The following is a 22,284-nucleotide window of genomic DNA, read 5'->3' on the forward strand; positions in this document are numbered from 1 at the left end:
CGGCGGCGCCCCGCTATCCGTTTCGTGCGGCGCAAACCGCTGCACGAAATGGACAGACAACGCCCCGGCGCGCTCCCCAGAATCGCCGCCGACCCCACCACTTCAAGAGACGAACCGATGAGCGACACCATCGACATTCCCGCCGGCGACGGCACCCAGACCTTTCGCGGCTACCTGGCCCTGCCGGCCTCGGGGCGCGGCCCCGGCATCGTGCTGTGCCAGGAGATCTTCGGCGTCAATGCCTACGTGCGCGAGGTGGCCGACCTCTATGCGCAGGAAGGCTATGTGGTGCTGGCGCCCGACCTGTTCTGGCGCATGGAGCCCGGCGTCGAGCTGGGCGACTCGCCCGAAGACTGGCAGCGCGCCTTCGGCTTCTTCCAGAAGTTCGACATCGAAGCGGGCGTGGCCGACGTCACGGCGAGCGTGAAGGCGCTGCGCGCGCACCCGGCCTGCACCGGCAAGGTCGGCGCGCTGGGCTTCTGCCTCGGCGGCAAGCTGGCCTACCTGGCCGCCGCGCACTCGGGCGTGGACGCGGCCGTGGGCTACTACGGCGTGGGCATCGAGGGCGCGCTCGACCTCGTGCCGCAAATCAAATGCCCGATCGCCCTGCACTTTGCGGAGCTCGATCAGTTCTGCCCGCCCGAGGCCCGCGCCCAGGTGCTCGACGCCTTCGCCGGCCAGCCCGATGCGCAGATGTACGTCTACCCCGGCGTCGACCATGCGTTTGCACGCACCGGCGGCGACCATTTCGACAAGCCCTCCACGCTCATGGCGCACCAGCGCTCGATGGCGCTGTTCAAGGACGCGATCGGCCCGGTGTACGACCTCTCGACGCTGTGGGACAAGCACTGCGAGTATGAGTTCGCCACGCGCGACGTGGTCGCCACCATGGCCACGATGGTGAGCGAGCCCTACGTGAACCACATCCCGACCATGACCGGCGGCGTGGGCGCCAAGGAGCTGTCGCGCTTCTACAAGCACCACTTCATTCCGAGCACGCCACCCGACACGCGGCTCACGCCCATCTCGCGCACCGTGGGCGCCACGCAGATCGTGGACGAGATGCTGTTCAGCTTCACCCACACGGTCGAGATCGACTGGCTGCTCCCGGGCATCGCGCCCACCGGCAAGCCGGTGGAGATTCCGCTCGTGGCCATCGTGAAGTTCCGCGGCGACAAGCTGTACCACGAGCACATCTACTGGGACCAGGCCAGCGTGCTGGTGCAGATCGGCCTGCTCGATCCGAAGGGCCTGCCCGTGGCCGGCGCCGAGACGGCACGCAAGCTGGTCGACGAAACGCAGCCGTCGAACACGCTGATGCCGCGCTGGGAAAAATCGACCGGGCTCACCATCGCCGATCCGGCGCTGCCCTTGGGATGAGCGGCGCTTCCGACATGCTGGCGCTGGTCGTGGATTCGGTCACGCCGCTCACGCCGGCCATCAAGGCCTTCGTGCTGCGCTCGGCCGGCGGCGAGCCGCTGCCGCCGTTCACGCCGGGCGCGCACCTGGGCGTGCAGGTGGTGCAGGCCAACGGCCTCCCGGGCCAGCGCGCGTATTCGCTCGCCAAGCCGCACGACGGCTCCGACCGCTGCGAGATCGCGGTGCTGTGCGAACCGCAGGGCGCGGGCGGCTCGGCCTGGATGCACGCGCTGCAACCCGACACCGCGCTGGCCGCGCACGCACCGCGCAACGACTTCGCCTTGCACGCGGGCAGCGCGCCACCGCTGCTCATTGCCGGCGGCATCGGCATCACGCCGCTGCTGTGCATGGCGCGCTCGCTCGCGGCCGAAGCGCGCCCCTTCGACTTCGTCTACGCCACGCGCAGCGAAGAAGCCACGGCCTACCTGCACGAGGTGCGCGCGCTCGGCGGCACCGTGGTGCACGACGGCGGCGACCCCGCACGCGGCCTCGACCTGCGCGCGCTGCTGGCCGCGCCCGTGCCCGGGCGCCACCTGCATGTGTGCGGCCCGCGCGGCATGGTGCAGGCCGTGGTCGACACCGCCCGCACGCTCGGCTGGCCCGACGACCACGTGCACTTCGAGCTTTTCGCCGGCGCCATCGAACAGGCGGGCGATGCGTCCTTCGAGGTGCGCACGCTGCGCTCGGGCAAGACGCTGACCGTGGCGCCCGACCAGAGCCTGCTCGACGTGCTCATCGCCGCCGGCCTGGACCCGCTGTACGACTGCCGCCAGGGCGACTGCGGCGTGTGCGTGGTGGACGTGGTCGAGGGCGTGCCCGACCACCGCGACCACAACCTCAGTCCGCGCGAGAAGGCGGACGGCAAGACCCTGTGCACCTGCGTGTCGCGCGCCAAGACGCCGCACCTGGTGCTCGACATCTGATGACGTTTCAGGAGACCCACCCGATGAATTCCGTGATCCCCATCATCCCCATCGCGGCGACAAAGCCGATCGACATCCAGTCGCTCGTGCAGCCCGACCGCGTGCACAAGCGCGTCTACACCGACCCCGCCATCTTCGAGCTGGAAATGGACCGCGTGTTCGGCCAGGCCTGGATCTACGTCGGCCACGAAAGCCAGGTGCCCAAGCCCGGCGACTACTTCACCACCCGCCTGGGCCGCGAGCCCGTGGTGATGGTGCGCCACACCGACGGCCAGGTGCACGTGATGTTCAACCGCTGCCCGCACAAGGGCGCCAAGCTCGTGCCCGACGGCAGCGGCAGCGCCGGCAAGTTCCTGCGCTGCCTGTACCACGGCTGGACCTTCAAGTGCGACGGCAGCCTGCTGTCGGTGCCGCTGCGCAGCGGCTACGAATGCACCGCGCTCGACCTGAAGGACCCGCAGTACGGCGTGCGCAAGGTGGCGCGCGTGGCTTCGCACCGCGGCTTCGTGTTCGCGAGCCTGTCGGAAGACGGGCCCGAGCTGAAAGAGTTCCTGGGCGGCGTGGCCACGTCGCTCGACAACTTCTGCGACCGCGCGCCCGAGGGCGAAGTGGAAGTGGCGGGTGGCGTTCAGCGCGTGATCCAGCGCAACAACTGGAAGATCTTCTTCGAGAACCTGCACGACACCATCCACGCCGTGGCCACGCACGAGTCGTCGTGGCGCGCGGCCAAGGAAGAGCACGAGGCCATGCCGGCCGGCACGCCCAAGCCCTTCGAGGTGGTGATCGTCGACGGCAACGGCGAGCCGCTGGAGTTCTGGGAGAAGCTGGAGCTCAAGGGCTACGACCACGGCCACGGCTTCATGGAAGGCATCTTCGTGCCGCCGACCGATCCGGTGAGCCTGGCCTACGTGGCCTCGCTCGAAGCCGCGAAGGGCGCCGAACAGGCCGACGCGATCCTGCGCGTGAACCGGCACAACACCATCGTGTACCCGAGCTGCTCGCCGCACACCTCGTTCCAGCAGATCCGCGTGATCCGGCCGCTGTCGGTGGACCGCACGCTGGTCGAGATCTTCAGCTTCCGCCTGAAGGGTGCGCCCGAGGCCACCTTCCAGCGCACGCTCAAGTACACCAACATCGTCAACTCGCCCTCGTCGAACGTGATGCCCGACGACCTGGAGGCCTACAACCGCGTGCAGGAAGGCCTGGGCTCGGACGGCGGCGACTGGGTCAGCATGCACCGCGCCGCGGGGCGCGACCAGCCGCTGCCGGGCGGACGCGCGTCCAACGGCAACAGCGAGATGCCCTCGCGCAACATGTTCGCGGCGTGGGCCGGGTACATGGGTGTCGACACGGGTGCACAGGCTGGGAGCGCCGAATGAACTTCCGCGACTGGAACGAACAGCAGGACCTCACGCAGTTCCTGCACCACGAGGCGCGCCTGCTCGACGAGCACCGCTGGGACGAATGGCAGAAGCTCTTCACGCCCGACGGCCTGTACTGGGTGCCGCTGGTGCACGGCCAGGCCGACCACCTCAACCACGCCTCGCTGTTCTGCGAGGACGCCCTGCTGCGCTCGATGCGCGCGCGGCGGCTCGAGCAGGCGCGCGCCTATTCGCAGCAGCCGCCCACGCGTACCGTGCACGTGCTGGGCAACATCGCGCTCGAGTCGCGCGACGACGATGCGGTCTGCACCGTGCGCTCGACCTTCCTGCTGCTGGAGTGGCGCAAGACCGAGCAGCGCACCTTCGGCGGCAGCGTGCTGCACACGCTGCGCCGCGCCGACGACGGTTGGCGCATCCAGACCAAGCGCGTCGACCTCGTCAACTGCGACGCGCCGCACGAAGCCCTGCAGGTGTTCCTGTGAAGGCCGCGCTGCTGGCCATGCACTACCAGAACGACGTGCTGCACGTCGACGGCAAGGTGCGCGTGGGCGTGGCCGCCGACGACCCGGCGCGCCCGCGCCTCATCGCCTCGGCCGCGCGGCTCATTGCCGGGGCGCGCGCGAACGGCGTGCCGGTGATCTTCGTGCGCATCGCCTTCGCGCCCGACTATTCGGACTGCCTGCGCAACTGCACGCTGTTTCGGCGCGTGGCCGAGAGCGGCGCGGTGCAGGAAGGCAGCTGGGGCGCGGGCTTCTACGACGAACTCGCGCCGCGGCCGGGCGAAGCCGTCGTCACCCACAAGCGCAACAACCCCTTCTGGGCCAGCGGGCTCGAAGACGCCGTGCGCGCCACCGGTGCCAGCCGCCTGTACGTGGCCGGCATCGCCACCAACCACGTCGTCGAACACGGCGCGCGCCATGCGAGCGACCTGGGCTACGACGTGGCGGTGGTCGCCGACGCCTGCAGCACCGCGCAGGCGCACCTGCAGGCAGCCAGCCTGGAAACCCTGGCGATGCTCGCGGACGTGGTGCGCGTGGACGACGCCGTCGCGCAGATGGGAGGCCGGCCATGACGACGCTGCAAGGCAAGGTCGCGATCGTGACCGGCGCCGCCGCGCTGCTGGGCAGCGCCATCGTGCGTGCCTTCGTGCAGGCCGGCGCGCGCGTGGTGGCGGTCGACATCGACACGGCGCGCGGTGCCGCGCTGGCGGCCGATGTGGGCGCGGGCTGCCGCTTCGTCGCCTGCGACATCGCCTCGGACGACGCGCTCGATGCGCTCGTGGCCGGCGTGCTGCGCACCGAAGGCCGCATCGACTTTCTCATCAACAACGCCGTGGTCTACGGCGATGCGGGCTTGGATTCCGCGCGCGCCGACTGGCTGGGCGCGCTGAACGTCAACCTCGTCTCGGGCGCGATGCTGGTGCAGAAGACCGCCGATGCGCTGGCCGCGCATGGCGGCGCCATCGTGAACATGGGCAGCGTCGGCGGCAAGTTCGGCGCGGCGGGCCGCGCGCTGTACCCCGCGGCCAAGGCCGCCATCCTGCAGCTCACGCGCAACCAGGCCGCCACGCTGGCGCCGCGGGGCGTGCGGGTGAACTCGGTGTCGCCGGGCTGGACCTGGTCGGACGCGCTGTCGCGCATGACGAACGGCGACCGCGCACGGGCCGACCGCGTCGGCGCGCCGATGCACCCGCTGGGCCGCGTGGGCGACGGCGACGACGTGGCGCAGGTGGTGCTGTTCCTGTGCTCGGACGCGGCGCGCTTCGTCACGGGTGCGGACATCCCGGTCGACGGCGGCTTCTCGATGCTGGGGCCCGACCAGGGCCGTTCGGCGCGCGACTGGTTCGGGGCGTAGCCGCCGTTCAGCCGCGCGACTGCCGCAGCGCGCCCGGCGTGCCGCCCAGGTGCCGCCGGCACAGGCGCACGAAATGCGAGGCGTCGGCCAGCCCGACGCGCAGGCCGATCTGCGCCACGCTCAGGCGGTCGAAGCGCGCATCGGCCAGCATGCGCTGCGCCACCTGCATGCGGCAGGCGGCCAGCGCGTTGGCGAAGGTGGTGGCGCCGTGCCCTGCCCCGCCGCCTTCGGCCAGGCAGCGGTGCAGGCTGCGCTCCGAGATGCCGAGCCCCTGCGCCACGGCCGCGGCCGTGAGGCCCGGCTCGGCATGGCGCTCGCGCGTGGCGTCGAGTACGCGCTGGCGCAAGGCGGCGCGGCCGCACGGGTCGGGCATGGCCGTGCCACCGACCGGGCCGAGCGCCAGGGCCAGCAGGCCGCCGAGCTGGTCGGCCAGCAACGCCGCCGGCAGCGGCGGCCGCAGGGCCACCTCGGGCGACAGCGCCTGCGCGAAGCCGCTGAGCGCCGCGCCCCAGCCGCTGTGGCCGTCGATGCGGCGCGCCACGTGGTCGCCGGCATCGGGCAGCCACGACTCGACCCACGCGGTCGGCAGCTCGATCGACACCGTGTCGGCCGACTGCTGCAGGTGGAAGGCGTAGCAGCGCCGTGAATCGACCAGCACCGCGTCGCCGGGCAGCAGGCGCGCCGAGCGCTCTTCCTGCACCGCGACCCAGGGCGAGTCGGCCTTGCACAGCAGGTAGTAGAAGTTGCGGCGGCTGTGGGCGATGGCGCGGCGCGTGCGGTACACGTCCTGTGCGCTGCCACGCACCCGGTTCACGTGCAGCGGCCCGAGCGGCGCGGATTCGAGCGAGGCGCCGAAGCCACCGGCCAGCGGGCTGGTCACGTCCATCTCGAGAAAGCCTTCGCAGACCGCGCCGATCCAGTAGTCCAGCCGCTGCGGCGGCGGCACGGTGTCGGTCGACCAGGTGTGGATCGCAGCAGGGGCTGCGGGCATGGCGGCGGAAGTCATCCCGCCAACATAGCCAGCCCGGGCCCGTTTGCCAAGCGGGTATAGACGCCCTCCGACGCCGCGGCGCGCGGGTGCCCGGCACAATGGCCCGCTTCATCCACCGCACACGCACGAAGGGCCCGGCACACATGAGCAAGCAAAGCGATTTCGGATTGATCGGCCTGGCCGTGATGGGACAGAACCTGGTGCTGAACGTGGAAAGCCGCGGCTTCCAGGTCAGCGTCTACAACCGCACCGAGGCCACCACCGAGGCCTTCATTGCCGCCAACCCCGGCAAGCAGCTGGTGGGCGCGAAGACGCTCGAGGAGTTCGTCCAGAGCCTGGCCAAACCCCGCAAGATCCAGATCATGGTGAAGGCCGGCGCGCCGGTCGACCAGGTGATCGAGCAGCTGATTCCCCTGCTCGACAAGGACGACATCGTCATCGACGGCGGCAACAGCCTGTACACCGACACAGAACGCCGCGACGCCTACCTTGGAGCCAAGGGCCTGCGCTTCATCGGCGCGGGCGTGTCGGGCGGCGAGGAAGGCGCGCGCAAGGGGCCGTCGATCATGCCGGGCGGCCCGGCGTCGACCTGGGAGGTGATGAAGCCGATCTTCGAGAGCATCGCGGCCAAGGTGGACGGCGAGCCCTGCGTGATCCACATCGGCCCGGGCGGCGCGGGCCACTACGTGAAGATGGTGCACAACGGCATCGAGTACGGCGACATGCAGCTGATCTGCGAGGCCTACAGCCTGTTCAAGGCGGCCGGCTTCACGACCGACGAGATGGCCGCGATCTTCAACGAATGGAACGAGGGCGAGCTGCAGAGCTACCTGATCCAGATCACCGCCAAGGCGCTCGAGCAGAAAGACCCCGAAACCGGCCAGCCGGTGGTCGACCTCATCCTGGACAAGGCCGGCCAGAAAGGCACGGGCCAGTGGACGCTGCTGAACGCGGCCGAGAACGCGGTGGTCATCAGCACCATCAACGCCGCCGTCGAGGCACGCGTGCTGTCGTCGCAAAAGAAGGCGCGCGTGGCGGCCAGCCAGCTGCTGCAGGGGCCGAAGATCGAACTGTCGCTGGAGAAAAAGGCGCTGGTGGCCAAGGTGCACGACGCGCTCTATGCCTCGAAGGTCATCAGCTACACGCAGGGCTTCGACCTGATCCAGACCATGGGCGAGAAGAAAGGCTGGCAGCTCGACCTGGGCGGCATCGCCTCGATCTGGCGCGGCGGCTGCATCATCCGCGCGCGCTTCCTGAACCGCATCACCGACGCCTTCCGCCGCGACCCGGCGCTGGGCAACCTGATGCTCGACCCGTTCTTTCAAGACCTGCTGAACCGCACGCAGCAGAACTGGCGCGAGGTGGTGGCGCTGGCGGTGAGCAACGGCATTCCAGTGCCGGCCTTCAGCGCCTCGCTGGCCTACTACGACAGCTACCGCACGGCGCGCCTGAGCGCGAACCTGCTGCAGGCGCAGCGCGATTTCTTCGGGGCGCACACGTACGAACGCGTGGACAAGCCCGAAGGCCAGTTCTTCCACACCGACTGGCCCGAAGTCATCGAATAAATAAGTTGGGCTCGCCCCCAGGCTTCGCGCACTTCGTGTCGCTTCGCCAACCCCCTACCGGGGGCAACACCATCGGCCCGGCGAAGCCGGTTCCGCGGTGTTTCTGGTGAATGCCCGCTCGCCGCCTCTTCAGGTGATGCGACTCAGCCGGCGTCGGCCAGCCAGTCGCGCACCACGCCGACCGACTGCGCCAGCGGCGCCGTCGCATCCACCGCCAGCACGCCGGCCTCGCCCACCGGCGATTCGAGCGTGGCGAACTGGTTGTCCACGAGGCTGGCCGGGAACATGTGCAGCCCGGCGCCCGCGCGCGCGGCCACGCGGCGCTCGGCTTCGGCGCGGTCGATCTGCATGAACACGAAGCGCAGGCCCGGCGCGGCGGCGCGCAGCTGGTCGCGGTAGCTGCGCTTGAGCGCGGAGCAGGTCATGACAGCGCCCTGCGGCGCATCGGCCAGGGCACGGCCCAGCGTGGCCAGCCAGCCGGCGCGGTCGGCATCGGTGAGCGCGATGCCGCGGCTCATCTTGTCGACGTTGGCGGGCGGGTGGTGGTCGTCGCCCTCGATCAGCGGCAGCCCGAACGCGGTGGCCAGCGCCGCGCCCATGCTGGACTTGCCGCAGCCCGAAACCCCCATCACCACGAGCCAGACCCTGTTCATGCGCGCCCTTGACCTTGTTTGAAGCAGCCGATGCCGAATGCGTGCCGAGACCGGCACGGCCACGAATCTACCGCGTCGGCGCGATGTTCAGAACAGGCTGCCCTGCCCCACGGCGCCGGGCGGGCGAAAGGCCCCGGTGTCCAGCGCGATCCGCTCGCGGTTGAAGCCCAGCCGGTGCGTCGCCTTCTGGAAGCGCTGATGGATGAGGTCAGCCCACAGGCCGCTGCCCTTCATGCGCGTGGCGAAGTCGGCGTCGTAGTCCTTGCCGCCGCGCATCTCGTGGATGCGCGCCATGACGCGATCGGCGCGCTGCGGGTAATGCAACTCGAGCCATTCCTTGAAGAGCGGCGCCACCTCCCAGGGCAGGCGCACCACGGTGTAGAAGGCGCTGCGCGCGCCGGCCTCCCAGGCGGCTTCGAGCACCTGCTCCATGTCTTCGGTGATGAACGGAATCTGCGGCGCCACGCTCACGCCCACCGGCACGCCGGCCTCGGCCAGGGTGCGGATGGTGCGCAGCCGCCGGTGCGGCGCGGCGGCGCGCGGCTCGAGCTTGCGCGCCAGTTCGCCGTCGAGCATGGTGATCGTGACGTACACGGCCGCGAGCCGGTCGGCGGCCATGGGCGCGATCAGGTCGAGGTCGCGCTCGACCGCGCTCGACTTGGTGACCAGCGCGAACGGATGCCGCACCTCGCTCAGCAGCTCGATCACGCCGCGCGTGAGCCGCAGCTCGCGCTCGATGGGCTGGTAGCAGTCGGTGGCGGTGCCGATGGCCAGGTTGCTGGGGCGGTAGTCCTTGCGCCCGAGTTCGGCGCGCAGCACCTCGACGAGGTTGCGCTTGGCGATCAGCTTGGTCTCGAAGTCGAGGCCGGGCGAGAGGTTGAGGTAGCTGTGCGTGGGCCGCGCAAAGCAGTAGATGCAGCCGTGCTCGCAGCCGCGGTACGGGTTGAGCGAGCGATCGAAGGGGATGTCGGGCGACTCGTTGCTGCTGAGCACCGACTTCACGTCTTCGAAGCGCACCTCGGTGGCCAGCGGCAGCAGCCCGGCGGCTTCGGCCTCGCCGTCTTCCAGCGTGCCCCAGCCGTCGTCGAAGGCGTCGCGTTCGTCCTTGGAGAACCGGTGCGCGAGCCGCGTGGCCGCGCCTCGGCCCTTGATGATGTGGATGGGAACCTGGGCGGCGGGCATGGCGAGTCCTTGGAAGGAAACAGGAAACAAGGCGAATAACTGTCTATTCATACAGTATTTCACTTTTGCGGCCGCCATGCAGCGTTTTTTATTTCTGTCTTGACAGAAATTCAGGAATTCCTAAACTCGACGCCATGGAACTCACCGACATTCAACGCAAGTTCGTCCTGCACTGGGGCGAGATGGGCTCCATGTGGGGCGTGAACCGCACGGTCTCGCAGATCCACGCCCTGCTCTTCGCGCACGGCAAGCCGATGCACGCCGAAGAGCTGTCGGAAACGCTGGGCGTGGCCCGCTCCAACGTCAGCAACAGCCTGAAGGAACTGCAGGCCTGGAATCTCGTGCGCGTCACCCACACGCTGGGCGACCGGCGCGACTACTTCGAGACCAGCGTCGACGTGTGGGAGCTGTTCCGCACCGTGGTGCGCGAGCGCAAGGAGCGCGAGTTCGACCCCACCATCCGCGTGCTGCGCGAGATCGTCGCCAGCCCCGATTTCCAGAAGGAGCCGCCCGATGCGCAGGACCGCATCCGTTCCACCATGGACCTCATGACCAAGCTCGCCACCTGGGCCGACGAGATGCTGCGGCTGTCGCCCGGCACGCTCGACAAGGTGCTCACGCTCGGCGCCAGCGTGCAGAAGTTCGTGCGCGGCGACAGCGCACCGCCCCCCGCCCCTCCTGGCGCGGGCAAGGGTGACGACCCCGACGCACACCACGCCAGCCTGCCCATGATCTGAGAAAGGCCGCGTCCTTTTTTTTGCCTTCTTATTTCTGTTTTGACTGAAATATCGAGAACCAAAAGCACCATGACCCGCTTCGCCCCCGCCACCTATCCGCTCACCGTCTACTTCGACGCCACCTGCCCGCTGTGCACGGCCGAGATGGGCGCCATGCAGGCGCGCGACGCTGCGAAGCGACTGCGCCTGGTCGACTGCTCGCCCATCGGTTTCGCAAACGGCCCGGCACCGCGCGAGGTGCTGATGCGCTCGCTGCACGCGGTCGATGCCGCAGGCCGGCTGCGCGTGGGCGTCGACGCCATCCGCGCCTGCCGCGCGGCCGTGGGCCTGCCGGCCGGCGGCGCGGTGCTCGACCTGCCGGTGGTCGGCCGGCTGGCCGATCGCGCCTACGCGGTGCTGGCGCGCAACCGCTACCGGCTGCCGCGCTGGCTGGTCCTGCGGCTCGCGGGGCACGGTGCGATCGCGCCGGCCACCTGCGCCGACGACCACTGCAAGCTCTAAAAAACCCACGCTGTCACACCCCACCCGCTCACGTCCGAAGGAGTTTTCGATGCCCGACGTCTTCCAGCCCGACTTCCGCCTGCCCGGCACCGCGCGGCCCGCACCGCCCGCCGTCGAAGGCCACGTGAGCCGCGAGGACACGCAGGACTATTTCACCGAGGTCGCCGACGACTACCGCGCCTGGAGCCCCAGCTACAACATGCACTTCGGCTTCTGGCGCCTGGGCCTGAACCCGCTGCGGCGCGAGGGCATGCTGATCGAGATGAACCGCACCGTCGGCCGCGCACTGCGGCTCGACACCGCCACCCGTGACCCGCGCTGCGTGGTCGACCTGGGCTGCGGCGCCGGCGCCACCTCGCGCACGCTGGTCGGCGACGACCCGGCGCTGCATGCGGTCACGGTGACCAACGTGCCGGTGCAGAACGGCATCGCCGCACGGCTCGACGCCCGCGCCGGCGTGGCCGACCGCGTGGCGCACGTCGAGGCCGACTACACGCGCACCGGCCTGCCCGCCGCCCAGGCCGACGGTGCCTGGGCGCTCGAAAGCGCCTGCTACGCCGAGGGCACCGCCAAGGCCGACTTCGTGCGCGAGGCCGCGCGGCTGCTCAAGCCCGGTGCGCGGCTGGTGGTGGTCGACGGCTTCCTGCTGCGCCGCCGGCCGGGCCGCCTCGCGGGCTGGCTGCACCGCCTGTGGGCCGACAGCTGGGCCGTGCCCACGCTGGCTGTGCGCGACGACTTCACGGCCGCGCTGCGCGCGCACGGCTTCGAGGACATCGAGTTCACCTCGCTGCGCTGGCGCGTGGCACCGAGCGCCTTGCACATCCCCGTGCTGGCCACCCGCTTCACGCTGGCCGAACTGTGGAAGGCGCGCGGCAGGCTCAGCCCCTGGCGCCGCAAGCACATCGTGGCCAGCTACTGCGCACTTGCACTGGGCATGTTCTGGCGCGACTTCGACTACGCCATGGTGACGGCCCGGCGCAGCGCCAGCTGAGACATCACAAAAAGAGGAGAAGAGATTTCCATGCGCACCGAGCCCGAAGAAAGCAAACTCGCCGACCTGCCAGCCATCGACGACGTGCCGGCCCCCAAGCCCGTGCGCGGCATGCCCTTCGGCTGGTTCTGGCCCATGTTCGCCGGCGCGGCGCTGGCGCTCGTGCTGCGCCTCGTCTTCAGCGGCGGCCCCGGCGAGCCCTTCTCGGCCATGCTGGGCTCCTTCGTCTATTTCGCGCCCGCGGCGTGCGGCGCGGCCACGGTGTACCTGGCCGAGCGCATCGAGCGGCGCAGCTGGGGCTACTACCTCTGGGCGCCGTGGGTGGCCACCGCGCTGTTCGTCGGCGGCACGCTGATGGTGTTCATCGAGGGCATCATCTGCGCCGCCTTCGTCGTGCCGCTGTTCGCGGTGATGGGCAGCGTCGGCGGGCTGGCCATGGGCATCGTGTGCCGCATCACCAACTGGCCCAAGCCCGCGCTGTACAGCGTCGCCCTGGTGCCGCTGCTGCTCGGCGGCATCGAGCCGCAATGGCCCAACCCCGACCAGTTCTCGAACACCTCGCGCACGCTCTTCATCGCAGCGCCGGCCGACCGCGTGTGGCACGAGCTCAACGCCGCGCGCGACATCCGTCCCAGCGAAGTCGGCGACGCGTGGGCCTACCGCGTCGGCGTGCCGATGCCGGTGTCGGGCGTGACCGTCGACACGCCCGAGGGCCGCGTGCGCCAGGTGCAATGGCAGAAGAACGTGCATTTCGAAGAGGTCGTCACCGAGTGGCAGCCCGATCGCCTGCTGAAGTGGCGCTTCCGCTTCACGCCCGACTCCTTCCCCGCCGGCGCGCTCGACGACCACGTGATGATCGGCGGCCAGTATTTCGACCTGCGCGACGCCACTTACACCCTGACCCCGCGCGACGGTGGCACCGAGCTGCGCGTCGCGGTGTCGTGGCGGCTGAGCACGCGCTTCAACTGGTATGCGGACCCCGTCATGCAGTTCCTGCTTGGCGACGCCTCCGAGAACATCCTGCGCTTCTACAAGGCGCGCAGCGAAGCCACCCAGGCGGTGGCGGGATGAGCGCGCCCCCTGTCTTTCAGCAGGCGCTCGGCACCGCATGGAACCAGCTCGGTGACGTCATCCGCCGCCACTACACGATGGCACCGTTCTCCGACGACTACGTCTGCGTGCGCGGCACCATGAGCGAGGTCTGGCACGCGCCCTGGGCCGCGCTGCTGATGCCCTTCGGCCGGCTGTTCGGCGCGCTGGTTCCGCATCAGGGTACCCACGTGCCAATCGAGGTGCACTACCGCTGCCACCCCGAGAACGCCCATCTCTACTGGAACCGCGTCTTCCACTTCCCGGGCAGGCCGCCTTTTCATTTCCGTTCGCACATGGAGCACGACGCGGCGCAAGGCAGCGAGGTGATCGAATACGTGCGCTTCGGCATCGGCATGCGCCTGGCGGTGAGCGCGGAAGACGGCGCGCTGGTGTTCCGCGACCGGGGCTACATCTGGCGCCTCGCGGGGCTGCGCATTCCGCTGCCGCTGGGCCTCTTTCTCGGCACCGCCTACGTCGAGGAGCGGCCCGATCCCTCCGCCCCCGACCACTTCACGATGAAGATGCTGCTGCGCCACCGCTGGTTCGGCGATGTGTTTCGCTACAGCGGACGCTTCCGCCTCGGTTCACAATGAGCCCACCATGCCGCGCCGCCCCGAAAACCTCTACGCCCAGTACCACGCCCACATCTACTTCGCCCCCGCCACGCTGGCGCAGGCGCGCGAGCTCAGCGAGCGCGCCGGCCGCGAGTTGATGGTGGTGGTGGGCCGGGTGCACGAGCGCCTCGTCGGTCCGCACCCGCACTGGAGCTGCCAGCTGGCCTTCGACGCCGCCGAGTTCGACGAAGTCATCGGTTGGCTCGAAGCCAACCGCAACGGCCTGGACGTGTTCGTGCACGGTGTGACCGGCGACGACTTCGCGGACCACACGACGCATGCGATGTGGCTGGGCGAAGAGAGCGCGCTCGATCTGCGGATGTTCAGGCGCTAGGCCTGCGCCAGCAGCGCGCAGACTTCTTCATCTGTCGTCTGCGAGAAATCTTCATACCAGGCGCCGACCGCCCGGAACACCGTGGGGCAGCGCACGCACAGCACGTCGTCGGCTTCGCGCTGCAAGGCCTCGCAGGCCTCGGGCGACGCCACGGGCACGGCGGCGATGATGGTCCCGGCGCCCTGTCGCCGCAGCCCGCGAACCGCCGCGCGCATCGTGGCACCGGTGGCGAGTCCGTCGTCGATCACGAGCACCGTGCGGCCTTGCACATCGAACGCGGGGCGATCGCCGCGATAGACCTGCGTGCGGCGCGCCAACTCGGCGAGTTCAGCACGGACCACTGCATCGATCTCCGAAGGACGCAGGTCCAGCGTGCGCACCAGGTGTGCGTCGATCTCGGGCACGCCGTCGCCCGCGAGCGCGCCGAAGGCGTACTCGGGTTGTTCGGGCAGGCCCAGCTTGCGCACCACCAGCACGTCGAGCGGCAGCCGCAGCGCGCGGGCCACCTCGAAGGCCACCGGCACGCCGCCGCGCGGCAGCGCGAGCACCACGGCGTCCGCAAAACCGCCGCGCCGCTGCAGCAAGGCAGCGAGCTGGCGGCCGGCCTGTGCGCGATCACGAAACTTCACGGCGTGTGCTCCCGACCTGGGATGTTCACACGCCGTTCGCGTCGAGGCGAGCCCCGGCGCAAAGACCCGGATCGCGGCGTGCGTTACGCAGCCTCTTGCGTTTCCACCTCGGCGTCCGATGTGCCGCCGTGCACCTTGAAGAACTGCGCCCCTTCGACCTTCTGCCCGATGGCCTGCTCATACGCCGCGCGCACATCGTCGGGCTGCCCGGCCTGCCCGAAGAAGTCCTTCAGGTACGGCCCCAGCAGCGGATGCGCAGCCAGCTCCTCGCGCGGCAGGCCGTGCAGCATCTCGTCGCGGCAGGCCGACGGCAGGAACACGTCGCGGTTCTTCTCGGGGTCGCGGATCAGGCCCTTGGGCTCATGCGCCGGATCGGACTGCATCGACTCGAGTTCTTCGAAAAAGCGCCGGCGCATCATCACGATGCCCTTGTCACTCTGGCCCAGCTTCTCGCGCGTGCGGTCGGTGACGGTGCCCTGCCCGACCCAGACCACGAAGTCCTGGTTGGCGACGTGGCTGGTGATCCAGCGGCCCGTGGCCGGGTCCTTGATGGGGCCGTACCACGAGGGAATGCGTTCCTGCACATAGGGCTCCTGCTCGGTGGGCACGCGGCTGAGCACCCACAGCACGCTCAGCGTGTGGTGGTCGTCGATGGGCACGCGCCATTCGAAGTGGTGGCCCAGGAAGAAGCCGTTGGGCCACAGGGTGACGCGGCCGGTGGTCCACATCGCGTTGTCTTCGCGCTCGCCACCGCGCAGGCGCTTGTAGACGAAGCCGTGCTCGAACTCCTCGAAGGCCAGCTTCAGGTGCGTGGGCACGTAGGGGCCTTCGTCGCCCTGCAAGCGCGTGGTCCAGTTGTTGTGCGTCCACTCGAAGTGCACGGGGTCGATGGAGTTTTCCTGGCACTGGAACCAGTTGCAGGGAATCTCGGCGAACACGGCCTGCGCGAAACCGTTCTTGCAGTTGAAGAGTTCCCAGTCGGGCAGCAGCGGCGCGGGCTGCGGGCCCATGTAGGCCCACAGCAGGCCGGCCTTTTCCTGCACGGGGTAGGCCTTGATCTTCGTGTTCTTGCGCATGCGCGCGTCGGGGTCCAGCGTTTCTTCAAAGGGCTGGTGGATGCACTGGCCGCTGGTGTCGTACTGCCAGCCGTGGTAGCTGCAGCGCAGGCCGCACTTCTCCACGTAGCCGTACGACATGTCGGCGTTGCGGTGCGGGCAGCGGCGGTCGACGAGGCCGTAGTTGCCGCTCAGGTCCTTGTAGAGCACGAGGTCCTCGCCGAGGATGCGCAGCGGCTTCACGGCCTTGTCGTCGAACTCGCTGGCGCCGGCGATCGGGTGCCAGTAGCGGCGCAGGTAGTCGCCCATGGGCTTGCCCGGACCCACTTCGGTCAGCAGGCGGTTCTTTTCTTCGCTCAACATGCATCGTCTCCTTGTCTGCGGGTGTGTAGGGTCAGTCGGCGCGGATGCCGAACTCGCGCACCAGCTTGCCGAAGCGCTGGTCGTCGTCGGCGATCTGGCGGGCCAGCACGGCCGGCTCGCCGCCCACGGGCTCGATGCCCAGCGCGGCCATGCGGGCCTGCACGTCGGGCATCTTCAGGATCTCGTTGACGTGGCGGTTGAGCGTCTGCACGACCTCGGCCGGCATCGCTTTCGGGCCGAGCAGGCCCATCCATGCGCTCACGTCCATGTCGCGGTAGCCCAGCTCCAGGAAGGTGGGCACGTTGGGCATGAGCTTCGTGCGCTGGCGCTCGGCCACGGCCAGCGGCACCAGCTTGCCGGCGGCGATGTAGCCTGCCACCGCGCCGGGCGTGATCCAGCCCACGCTCACGTGGCCGCCCAGCGTGTCGTTGACCACCGGCGCCACGCCGCGGTACGGCGCGTGTGCAATGGCCACGCCGGCGTCCTTGTTGAAGAGCTCGCCCGCGATGTGCATCGGCGAGCCCGCGCCCGGCGTGCCGTAGGTGAAGGCCTTGCCGGCCTTGGCGCCGGCCACCAGCTGCGCCACGTTCTGGATGCCGCTCGTGGGCGCCGTGACCATCAGCACCGGGATGTTGCCGGTCTTGACGATGGGGGTGAAGTCTTTCACCACGTCGTGCGCCACGCCGGGGCCGGCCTTGAGCACGTGCTGCGCGATGGGGAAGGTGCTGGGCGTGAAGAGCAGCGTGTAGCCGTCGGCCGGCGCCTTCGCGACCCAGGCGTTGCCGATCATGCCGCTCGCGCCGGGGCGGTTGTCGACCAGCACCGGCTGGCCCAGGCGCTGCGCGAGCTTCTCGGCGTAGGTGCGCGCGATGGCGTCGGTGTCGCCGCCGGCCGGGTAGGCGACGACCAGGGTGATCGGCTTCGCGGGCCACGATTGCGCCAGCGCCGCGGTCGCGGCGCACAGCAAAAGAATGGCTCCTGCAGCGGCACGGACCATGTTTCGTTGGTGGAACATCTTGCGTTTTCCTTCTCGGTGATACGACGTGGGGGTGTCGTCGGACTGTAGGAATGGCGCCGCGTGGCCAGAAGATATAGTTTCACTGAGTGAACCTTTTTTCTTTGGAGGCGACATGTCGGACACCAGCGGCGCGCACAGCGTGAAGTCGATCGATGCCCTGCGCCGCGGGCTCGACGTGATGCTGGCCATCCAGCGTTCGTCGGCCGTCACGCTGCAGGAGCTGCACCGGCAGACCGGCCTGTCGAAGGCCACGCTGCTGCGCATCCTGAAGACGCTGCAACAGGCCGGCTGGGTGGAGCGCAACGAGCTGGAAAAACGCTACGTGCCCACCTCGGCCACCGGCCAGTCGGGCGCCGCAGCGGCATGGCGCACACGGCTCACAGCCCTGGCCGCGTCGCCGCGCGCCACGCTGCAGCGGCTGGTGCCGTGGCCGATCGACCTGGGCGTGCGCGACGGCACCGCCATGCTGATCCTCGACACCGACCGGCCGCGCAACGGCCTGGCGGTGAACTACCGCGCGCTGGGCTTTCGTCCGCCGATGCTGCTGTCGTCGCTCGGGCGCTGCTACCTCGCGTTCTGCCCCGAAGACGAGCGGCGCGAAATCGTTGCCGCACTGGCGCGTTCACCGAACGATTTCGATCGCGGCGCGCGGCGCCCCGACAGCATCCGCCGCATGGTGGCGCATGCGCGCGACCAGGGCTACGCGGCGCGCGACCCCACCTCCACCAGCCTCGATTCGCCCGACCGCTTCGGCGCGGTGTCGGTGCCGGTGCGGCTGGGCGAGCAGGTGGTGGGTTGCCTCAGCTGCGCATGGCTGCCGGCGGTGAAGAGCGAGCGCGAGATCGTGTCAGCGCACCTGGGCGACCTGCAGCAGGCCGCGCAAAGCATTGAGCGCCGGCTGCGGCAGGACGGCCTCGGCCTGCCGCCCGCGAGCGCCTGAAGAAGCAGCGTCAGAACTCCGCGTCGAGTTCGTCGATCTCGTCGGGCTCCTGCAGCGCGGCGGCCACCCATTCCTTCATGGCGGGCAGTTCCATCACGCGCTTGCAGTACGCGGCGCACACGCTGTCCAGCGCCACGTCGTAGCTCAGGAAACGCGTGACCACGGGCGCATACATCGCGTCGGCCATGCCGGGCTGCTTGCCGAACAGGAACGGGCCGCCGTAGGCCTTCAGGCACTCGCGCCAGATGGCGACGATGCGGTCGATGTCGCCTTGCGCGCGCGACCACACCTTGAAGTTCTTGAAGCGGGCCTTGATGTTCATCGGCAGCGCGCCGCGCATCGAGGCAAAGCCCGAGTGCATCTCGCCGCAGATGGCGCGGCAGTGCGCGCGCGCCGCGGCGTCGGCGGGCAGCAGGCCGGCCTTGGGCTTGATCTCGTTGAGGTACTCGCCGATGGCCAGCGTGTCCCACACCTTGATGCCGCCGTGCTGCAGCGAAGGCACCAGCATCGACGACGACAGCAGCAGCATCTCGGCCTTCATGGCCGGGTCGTCGGGCGGGATGACCTTCTCGCTGAAGTCCAGCCCCGCGAGCCTGCACATCAGCCAGCCGCGCAGCGCCCAGGCGCCATAGTTCTTGCTGCTGATCGTGAGAACGGGTTTGGCCATCGCGACACTCCTTGGACGATGCGTGCTGTGTGCAAGCGCCGTGCCACACGGTTGGCCCGCAACTTGCCTGCAGCGGGGGCATGCTGTACCGCGCTTACCAGAACCAGGCCGACCTGCTCTCGCCATGGCGGCTCACCGCGCAGTACCTGGGCCGCGCCCTCTGGCAGGACGGCACCGAGCGCACCGCGCTGCGGCGCATGGCCGCGCGCTGCGAGGTCTTCTCGCGCATGCGGCTCACCCACACGCGGCCGGCCTACGGCATCGACAGCGTGGTGGTCGACGGCGCCGACGTGCCCGTGCACGAAGAGGCCGCGCTGGTCTCGCCTTTCGGGACGCTGTTGCACTTTCGCAAGGCGCACACCGAAGCGGTGCACCCGCGCGTGCTGCTGGTCGCACCACTGTCGGGCCATTTCGCCACGCTGCTGCGCGAAACCGTGCGCACCCTGCTGCGCGACCACGACGTGTACCTGACCGACTGGCACAACGCGCGCGACGTGCCGCTGTGGCAGGGCCGCTTCGGGCTGGACGACTACACGCTGCAGCTGATGCGCTTCGTCGAGGCCGTGGGCCCGGGCACGCACATGGTCGCCGTGTGCCAGCCCTGCGTGGCCGCGCTGGCCGCGACCGCGCTCATGGCGGAAGACGACCACCCGGCCACGCCGCGCAGCCTCACGCTGATGGCGGGGCCGGTCGATTGCCGCATCAACCCGACCGCCGTGAACAAGCTCGCGACCGACCGGCCCATCGACTGGTTCCGCCGCAACCTCATCAGCCATGTGCCGTGGCCGCATGCGGGCGCGATGCGGCGCGTGTACCCCGGCTTCCTGCAGCTCACGGCCTTCATGAGCATGAACCCCGAGCGCCACAAGAAGCAGTTCGAGGACATGGAGCGCCTGCTGGTCGAGGGCGAACTCGACAAGGCCCGCACCATCGCCGAGTTCTACGACGAGTACCTGGCGGTGAACGACCTGCCGGCCGAGTTCTACCTGGAGACCGTCGAGCGCGTGTTCCAGACCTACGACCTGCCGCGCGGCGTGCTCACCGTGGCCGGGCGCACCGTGAACCCCGCGGCGATCCGGCGCACCGCGCTGCTCACGGTGGAAGGCGAGCGCGACGACATCTGCGCGGTCGGCCAGACCGTGGCCGCGCAAGACCTGTGCAGCAGCATCCGCCCCTACCTCAAGACGCACCACCTGCAGGCCGGCGTGGGGCACTACGGCGTGTTCAGCGGCAGCAAATGGAACACGCAGATCTACCCGCGCGTGCGCGAGACGATCCACGCGGCCGACGAACTGCACTGAGCGCAACCCGCGTTCAATCTGGCAGAGACCGCGGGGGCTTTGGTTGCCCGAACACCCTCGGCTTCCTACAATCGACCCTATGAACGTCATGGTTTTCATCCCCGGTTTCGATCGCGCGGCGGCCTCTGCGGCCCCGGGCGACGCGCGCGTGCGCGCACCCGCGGCGATGACGGCGAGGTCGCAGCAGACCCTCGCACATCCCTGAGCCCGGCGGTCAGCCTCCTTTTTTCTTCAGCGCACATCGACCGTCGGGCACCCGCCCCGCGCGGTCGCGCGTCCTGGCTCTGATCCGCCCGGGCGACGCACCACTTCCCCCAGCGTCCGACCTTCTTCCCGCCTCCGGCCCCGTGCCGCGCGGAAGGACCTCGCCCGCTTCGTCGTCGTGTTTCGTCGTGAGGATTTCCCCGTGGTGGCTCTTGCCTGCTCCCCTTCCGTCTCTTTTTCGCCTTCGCCTGCCCTGCCGCCCTGGCCCGCCTGGCTGTCGTTCGACGCGCTGCGCCGCCGCTGGCTGCGGCCGGCCGAGCTGCGCATCGACGTCGATCCGAAGAAGGGTCGCCCGAGCGAGCCGCTGACGCCGGTGTACGAGCGCATGCGCGCCATGGGCGACCGGGTGCGGGACCTGCCCGCGCTGCGCCTGGACGACCCCGACCTGCGCGCGCGCTTTCGCGAGGCCGACGGCGAGACCTACGTGTACATCGAGGACGTGCGCCACCAGCGGCTGGTCGGCTACACCGTGTTCAACCGCCTCATCGAGCTCGACCGCCGCGCCGACCGCCACATCCGCGCGCCGCATTCGCAATACGACCCCGCCTACCAGCGGCGCGGGCTGGCCACGGCCGTGTACCGCTGGGCGTTGGGCAGCGGCATGTGCCTGATGAGCGGCGCGCGCCAGTCGCCGGGCGCGCATGCGCTGTGGCTGCGCCTGGGGCGGGACTACACGACGGGCTTCGTCGACCTGCGCGAGAAGCGGCTGAATTACCTCGGCGACGAAGTGGACGGCGACACGCTGTCGCAGCTGCACACGCGCATGTTCATGCTCGGCGAAGGCTGGACGCTGGAGCGTTTCAGCAGCGAAACGCGCATGGCGATGTTGGAGACTGCTTAGGCCTGCGGCAGCCGCTCGCGCAGGAACCCGATGAGTTCCTGCGCTGCCACGTTGCGCATCGGCCCCGGCAGGTAGGCCAGCACCACGCGCCGCTCGATGCGCGGCGCCGACAGCGGCACCACGGCCAGCTCGGGGTCGCGCAGCGACGAGGTGTACAGCCGCGGCATCAGCCCCAGCGCCTGCCCGCTGCGCACCAGCGCGTAGAGCGTTTCGGAATAGCTCACGCGGTACGGCTGCGCGCCCTGCGCGAACTGCGCGCGCGCCGGGTCGCCCAGCGCCGGCATGCTGCCGCTTTCGAACAGCACGAGGCGCTCGCTGCCGATGGCCTCCCAGCGCGCCTCGCCGGCCGCCGCCAGCGCATGGTCGCTGCGCACCACCAGCACCAGCGGGTCGCGGAACAGGTCGATGCATTCCAGGCCGCCCGGCGGCTCGGTGATCGCGGCCACGGCCATGTCGAGCTGGCCGCTGCGCAGCTCGGCCAGCAGCACCGTGGAGGGTGCATCGCGCCAGGCCAGTTCCACCTCGGCGCGCTGCTGCAGGAAGCCGGCCGCCGCCGCCGCGACGCGCGCGCTGGCCGAGGGGATCACGCCCACGCGCACGTAGGCCCGGCCGCGCTGCACCGTGCTCTCGATGTCGCGCAGCGCCACCTCGAAGGTGTGGACCAGGAAATCGGTGCGCGCCAGCACCTCGGCGCCGACCGGCGTGAGTTCGAGCCGGTGAGTGGAGCGGGTCAGCAGCTCGGCGCCGAGCAGCTTTTCCATCTGCTTGATCGCGTTGCTCAGCGCGGGCTGCGTGATGGCGAGCCGGCGCGCCGCGCGGCCGAAGTGCCCTTCCTCGACCAGCACCGAGAAACACTGCAGCTGGCGCAGCGTGAGCGCACGCAGGGGCAAGGCGGCCATGGGCGTCCTGGTTATCGATTCAATGAATCAAATTATAGAAATTCAAAATTTTCCTTATGAGCATGCACT

Annotated in this window: 25 protein-coding genes; 17 read left to right on the forward strand and 8 right to left on the reverse strand. The window is 69.7% G+C overall.

Annotated elements, in window-relative coordinates:
* Positions 1–117 precede the first annotated feature (117 nt).
* The 6 genes from AC3WQR_RS06000 to AC3WQR_RS06025 are packed head-to-tail and all read left to right on the forward strand — an operon-like array spanning position 118 to position 5,578.
* Complete coding sequence (locus AC3WQR_RS06000) at positions 118–1,380, forward strand: dienelactone hydrolase family protein (protein WP_492741417.1); 1,263 nt, start codon at positions 118–120, stop codon at positions 1,378–1,380.
* Complete coding sequence (locus tag AC3WQR_RS06005) at positions 1,377–2,342, forward strand: PDR/VanB family oxidoreductase (RefSeq protein WP_492741418.1); 966 nt, start codon at positions 1,377–1,379, stop codon at positions 2,340–2,342. The genes AC3WQR_RS06000 and AC3WQR_RS06005 overlap by 4 nt, the downstream gene beginning before the upstream one ends.
* Before the next feature lie 23 nt (positions 2,343–2,365).
* The gene (locus tag AC3WQR_RS06010) at positions 2,366–3,721 is read left to right on the forward strand and encodes an aromatic ring-hydroxylating dioxygenase subunit alpha (RefSeq protein ID WP_492741419.1); all 1,356 of its coding nucleotides are present in this window, start codon (positions 2,366–2,368) and stop codon (positions 3,719–3,721) included.
* On the forward strand, positions 3,718–4,206 hold the full coding sequence (locus tag AC3WQR_RS06015) for an aromatic-ring-hydroxylating dioxygenase subunit beta (RefSeq protein WP_492741420.1): 489 nt from the start codon (positions 3,718–3,720) through the stop codon (positions 4,204–4,206). Before AC3WQR_RS06010 ends, AC3WQR_RS06015 begins: the two co-directional genes overlap by 4 nt.
* Entirely contained in the window at positions 4,203–4,796 is a 594-nt protein-coding gene (locus tag AC3WQR_RS06020) for a cysteine hydrolase family protein (RefSeq protein ID WP_095744555.1), read from the forward strand. Before AC3WQR_RS06015 ends, AC3WQR_RS06020 begins: the two co-directional genes overlap by 4 nt.
* Positions 4,793–5,578: an SDR family oxidoreductase gene (locus AC3WQR_RS06025; RefSeq protein WP_492741421.1), complete on the forward strand. Its 786-nt coding sequence runs from the start codon at positions 4,793–4,795 to the stop codon at positions 5,576–5,578. Before AC3WQR_RS06020 ends, AC3WQR_RS06025 begins: the two co-directional genes overlap by 4 nt.
* A 7-nt stretch (positions 5,579–5,585) precedes the next feature.
* Here AC3WQR_RS06025 and AC3WQR_RS06030 read toward each other — a convergent pair whose 3' ends face one another.
* Positions 5,586–6,584: an AraC-like ligand-binding domain-containing protein gene (locus AC3WQR_RS06030; protein WP_492741422.1), complete on the reverse strand. Its 999-nt coding sequence runs from the start codon at positions 6,582–6,584 to the stop codon at positions 5,586–5,588.
* A 128-nt stretch (positions 6,585–6,712) separates the two neighbouring features.
* On the opposite strand from AC3WQR_RS06030, the gene gnd reads away from it, so the two are divergent.
* The gene (gene gnd, locus AC3WQR_RS06035) at positions 6,713–8,134 is read left to right on the forward strand and encodes a decarboxylating NADP(+)-dependent phosphogluconate dehydrogenase (RefSeq protein WP_492741423.1); all 1,422 of its coding nucleotides are present in this window, start codon (positions 6,713–6,715) and stop codon (positions 8,132–8,134) included.
* Between the two features lie 143 nt (positions 8,135–8,277).
* Here gnd and AC3WQR_RS06040 read toward each other — a convergent pair whose 3' ends face one another.
* Both AC3WQR_RS06040 and AC3WQR_RS06045 read right to left on the reverse strand, forming a co-directional pair.
* Positions 8,278–8,787 (reverse strand): gluconokinase, encoded by a 510-nt coding sequence (locus tag AC3WQR_RS06040; protein ID WP_235926681.1) that lies wholly within the window; start codon positions 8,785–8,787, stop codon positions 8,278–8,280.
* 87 nt (positions 8,788–8,874) lie between these two features.
* Entirely contained in the window at positions 8,875–9,969 is a 1,095-nt protein-coding gene (locus AC3WQR_RS06045; protein WP_492741424.1) for a PA0069 family radical SAM protein, read from the reverse strand.
* Between the two features lie 134 nt (positions 9,970–10,103).
* On the opposite strand from AC3WQR_RS06045, the gene AC3WQR_RS06050 reads away from it, so the two are divergent.
* The 6 genes from AC3WQR_RS06050 to AC3WQR_RS06075 all read left to right on the forward strand — a co-directional run bounded on the left by AC3WQR_RS06050 (position 10,104) and on the right by AC3WQR_RS06075 (position 14,238).
* Positions 10,104–10,706: a GbsR/MarR family transcriptional regulator gene (locus AC3WQR_RS06050; RefSeq protein WP_062476691.1), complete on the forward strand. Its 603-nt coding sequence runs from the start codon at positions 10,104–10,106 to the stop codon at positions 10,704–10,706.
* Between the two features lie 69 nt (positions 10,707–10,775).
* The gene (locus AC3WQR_RS06055) at positions 10,776–11,207 is read left to right on the forward strand and encodes a thiol-disulfide oxidoreductase DCC family protein (RefSeq protein WP_492741425.1); all 432 of its coding nucleotides are present in this window, start codon (positions 10,776–10,778) and stop codon (positions 11,205–11,207) included.
* Between the two features lie 49 nt (positions 11,208–11,256).
* A complete protein-coding gene (locus AC3WQR_RS06060; RefSeq protein ID WP_492741426.1) occupies positions 11,257–12,198 on the forward strand; it encodes an SAM-dependent methyltransferase in 942 nt (313 codons plus the stop codon).
* Between the two features lie 30 nt (positions 12,199–12,228).
* On the forward strand, positions 12,229–13,269 hold the full coding sequence (locus AC3WQR_RS06065) for an SRPBCC family protein (protein WP_492741428.1): 1,041 nt from the start codon (positions 12,229–12,231) through the stop codon (positions 13,267–13,269).
* On the forward strand, positions 13,266–13,883 hold the full coding sequence (locus AC3WQR_RS06070; protein WP_492741429.1) for a DUF4166 domain-containing protein: 618 nt from the start codon (positions 13,266–13,268) through the stop codon (positions 13,881–13,883). The genes AC3WQR_RS06065 and AC3WQR_RS06070 overlap by 4 nt, the downstream gene beginning before the upstream one ends.
* A 7-nt stretch (positions 13,884–13,890) precedes the next feature.
* A complete protein-coding gene (locus AC3WQR_RS06075; protein WP_492741430.1) occupies positions 13,891–14,238 on the forward strand; it encodes a DOPA 4,5-dioxygenase family protein in 348 nt (115 codons plus the stop codon).
* On the opposite strand, the gene AC3WQR_RS06080 is transcribed toward AC3WQR_RS06075, so the two are convergent.
* The 3 genes from AC3WQR_RS06080 to AC3WQR_RS06090 form a co-directional block, all read right to left on the reverse strand.
* A complete protein-coding gene (locus AC3WQR_RS06080) occupies positions 14,235–14,867 on the reverse strand; it encodes a phosphoribosyltransferase (RefSeq protein WP_492741432.1) in 633 nt (210 codons plus the stop codon). The two genes, AC3WQR_RS06075 and AC3WQR_RS06080, sit on opposite strands and share 4 nt — an antisense overlap.
* 83 nt (positions 14,868–14,950) lie before the next feature.
* A complete protein-coding gene (locus tag AC3WQR_RS06085; RefSeq protein ID WP_492741433.1) occupies positions 14,951–16,285 on the reverse strand; it encodes a Rieske 2Fe-2S domain-containing protein in 1,335 nt (444 codons plus the stop codon).
* A 31-nt stretch (positions 16,286–16,316) separates the two neighbouring features.
* Positions 16,317–17,300 carry a tripartite tricarboxylate transporter substrate binding protein gene (locus AC3WQR_RS06090; protein ID WP_492741434.1) on the reverse strand — a complete coding sequence of 328 codons (984 nt, stop codon included), beginning with the start codon at positions 17,298–17,300 and terminating at the stop codon, positions 16,317–16,319.
* A gap of 115 nt (positions 17,301–17,415) precedes the next feature.
* On the opposite strand from AC3WQR_RS06090, the gene AC3WQR_RS06095 reads away from it, so the two are divergent.
* A complete protein-coding gene (locus tag AC3WQR_RS06095; protein ID WP_492741435.1) occupies positions 17,416–18,243 on the forward strand; it encodes a helix-turn-helix domain-containing protein in 828 nt (275 codons plus the stop codon).
* Positions 18,244–18,253: 10 nt separating this feature from the next.
* Here AC3WQR_RS06095 and AC3WQR_RS06100 read toward each other — a convergent pair whose 3' ends face one another.
* Positions 18,254–18,910, reverse strand: a complete 657-nt coding sequence (locus tag AC3WQR_RS06100; RefSeq protein WP_062476661.1) for a glutathione S-transferase — start codon at positions 18,908–18,910, stop codon at positions 18,254–18,256.
* 80 nt (positions 18,911–18,990) lie between these two features.
* Between AC3WQR_RS06100 and AC3WQR_RS06105 the strand changes: the two genes are divergently transcribed.
* From AC3WQR_RS06105 to AC3WQR_RS06115, 3 genes are all read left to right on the forward strand, one after another.
* Positions 18,991–20,211 (forward strand): polyhydroxyalkanoate depolymerase, encoded by a 1,221-nt coding sequence (locus AC3WQR_RS06105; protein WP_447742793.1) that lies wholly within the window; start codon positions 18,991–18,993, stop codon positions 20,209–20,211.
* A 79-nt stretch (positions 20,212–20,290) separates the two neighbouring features.
* Entirely contained in the window at positions 20,291–20,416 is a 126-nt protein-coding gene (locus AC3WQR_RS06110) for a hypothetical protein (RefSeq protein WP_301179195.1), read from the forward strand.
* 201 nt (positions 20,417–20,617) lie between these two features.
* Positions 20,618–21,316, forward strand: coding sequence for an N-acetyltransferase (locus AC3WQR_RS06115; protein WP_492741436.1), 699 nt, complete (start codon positions 20,618–20,620; stop codon positions 21,314–21,316).
* Here AC3WQR_RS06115 and AC3WQR_RS06120 read toward each other — a convergent pair.
* Positions 21,313–22,215: a LysR family transcriptional regulator gene (locus AC3WQR_RS06120; RefSeq protein WP_159275177.1), complete on the reverse strand. Its 903-nt coding sequence runs from the start codon at positions 22,213–22,215 to the stop codon at positions 21,313–21,315. The two genes, AC3WQR_RS06115 and AC3WQR_RS06120, sit on opposite strands and share 4 nt — an antisense overlap.
* Between the last annotated feature and the right edge of the window lie 69 nt (positions 22,216–22,284).

The sequence above is a fragment of the Variovorax sp. FW305-3-2-15-B-LB1 genome, assembly GCF_058787635.1.

What these genes read in the sequence shown, in the direction of transcription:
- AC3WQR_RS06000 (WP_492741417.1), top strand. Translation starts at nt 118, where the DNA reads ATGAGCGACACCATCGACATTCCCGCCGGCGACGGCACCCAGACCTTT.
- AC3WQR_RS06005 (WP_492741418.1), top strand. Translation starts at nt 1,377, where the DNA reads ATGAGCGGCGCTTCCGACATGCTGGCGCTGGTCGTGGATTCGGTCACG.
- AC3WQR_RS06010 (WP_492741419.1), top strand. Translation starts at nt 2,366, where the DNA reads ATGAATTCCGTGATCCCCATCATCCCCATCGCGGCGACAAAGCCGATC.
- AC3WQR_RS06015 (WP_492741420.1), top strand. Translation starts at nt 3,718, where the DNA reads ATGAACTTCCGCGACTGGAACGAACAGCAGGACCTCACGCAGTTCCTG.
- AC3WQR_RS06025 (WP_492741421.1), top strand. Translation starts at nt 4,793, where the DNA reads ATGACGACGCTGCAAGGCAAGGTCGCGATCGTGACCGGCGCCGCCGCG.
- AC3WQR_RS06030 (WP_492741422.1), bottom strand. Translation starts at nt 6,584, where the DNA reads ATGACTTCCGCCGCCATGCCCGCAGCCCCTGCTGCGATCCACACCTGG.
- gnd (WP_492741423.1), top strand. Translation starts at nt 6,713, where the DNA reads ATGAGCAAGCAAAGCGATTTCGGATTGATCGGCCTGGCCGTGATGGGA.
- AC3WQR_RS06040 (WP_235926681.1), bottom strand. Translation starts at nt 8,787, where the DNA reads ATGAACAGGGTCTGGCTCGTGGTGATGGGGGTTTCGGGCTGCGGCAAG.
- AC3WQR_RS06045 (WP_492741424.1), bottom strand. Translation starts at nt 9,969, where the DNA reads ATGCCCGCCGCCCAGGTTCCCATCCACATCATCAAGGGCCGAGGCGCG.
- AC3WQR_RS06050 (WP_062476691.1), top strand. Translation starts at nt 10,104, where the DNA reads ATGGAACTCACCGACATTCAACGCAAGTTCGTCCTGCACTGGGGCGAG.
- AC3WQR_RS06055 (WP_492741425.1), top strand. Translation starts at nt 10,776, where the DNA reads ATGACCCGCTTCGCCCCCGCCACCTATCCGCTCACCGTCTACTTCGAC.
- AC3WQR_RS06060 (WP_492741426.1), top strand. Translation starts at nt 11,257, where the DNA reads ATGCCCGACGTCTTCCAGCCCGACTTCCGCCTGCCCGGCACCGCGCGG.
- AC3WQR_RS06065 (WP_492741428.1), top strand. Translation starts at nt 12,229, where the DNA reads ATGCGCACCGAGCCCGAAGAAAGCAAACTCGCCGACCTGCCAGCCATC.
- AC3WQR_RS06070 (WP_492741429.1), top strand. Translation starts at nt 13,266, where the DNA reads ATGAGCGCGCCCCCTGTCTTTCAGCAGGCGCTCGGCACCGCATGGAAC.
- AC3WQR_RS06075 (WP_492741430.1), top strand. Translation starts at nt 13,891, where the DNA reads ATGCCGCGCCGCCCCGAAAACCTCTACGCCCAGTACCACGCCCACATC.
- AC3WQR_RS06085 (WP_492741433.1), bottom strand. Translation starts at nt 16,285, where the DNA reads ATGTTGAGCGAAGAAAAGAACCGCCTGCTGACCGAAGTGGGTCCGGGC.
- AC3WQR_RS06090 (WP_492741434.1), bottom strand. Translation starts at nt 17,300, where the DNA reads ATGTTCCACCAACGAAACATGGTCCGTGCCGCTGCAGGAGCCATTCTT.
- AC3WQR_RS06095 (WP_492741435.1), top strand. Translation starts at nt 17,416, where the DNA reads ATGTCGGACACCAGCGGCGCGCACAGCGTGAAGTCGATCGATGCCCTG.
- AC3WQR_RS06100 (WP_062476661.1), bottom strand. Translation starts at nt 18,910, where the DNA reads ATGGCCAAACCCGTTCTCACGATCAGCAGCAAGAACTATGGCGCCTGG.
- AC3WQR_RS06105 (WP_447742793.1), top strand. Translation starts at nt 18,991, where the DNA reads ATGCTGTACCGCGCTTACCAGAACCAGGCCGACCTGCTCTCGCCATGG.
- AC3WQR_RS06110 (WP_301179195.1), top strand. Translation starts at nt 20,291, where the DNA reads ATGAACGTCATGGTTTTCATCCCCGGTTTCGATCGCGCGGCGGCCTCT.
- AC3WQR_RS06120 (WP_159275177.1), bottom strand. Translation starts at nt 22,215, where the DNA reads ATGGCCGCCTTGCCCCTGCGTGCGCTCACGCTGCGCCAGCTGCAGTGT.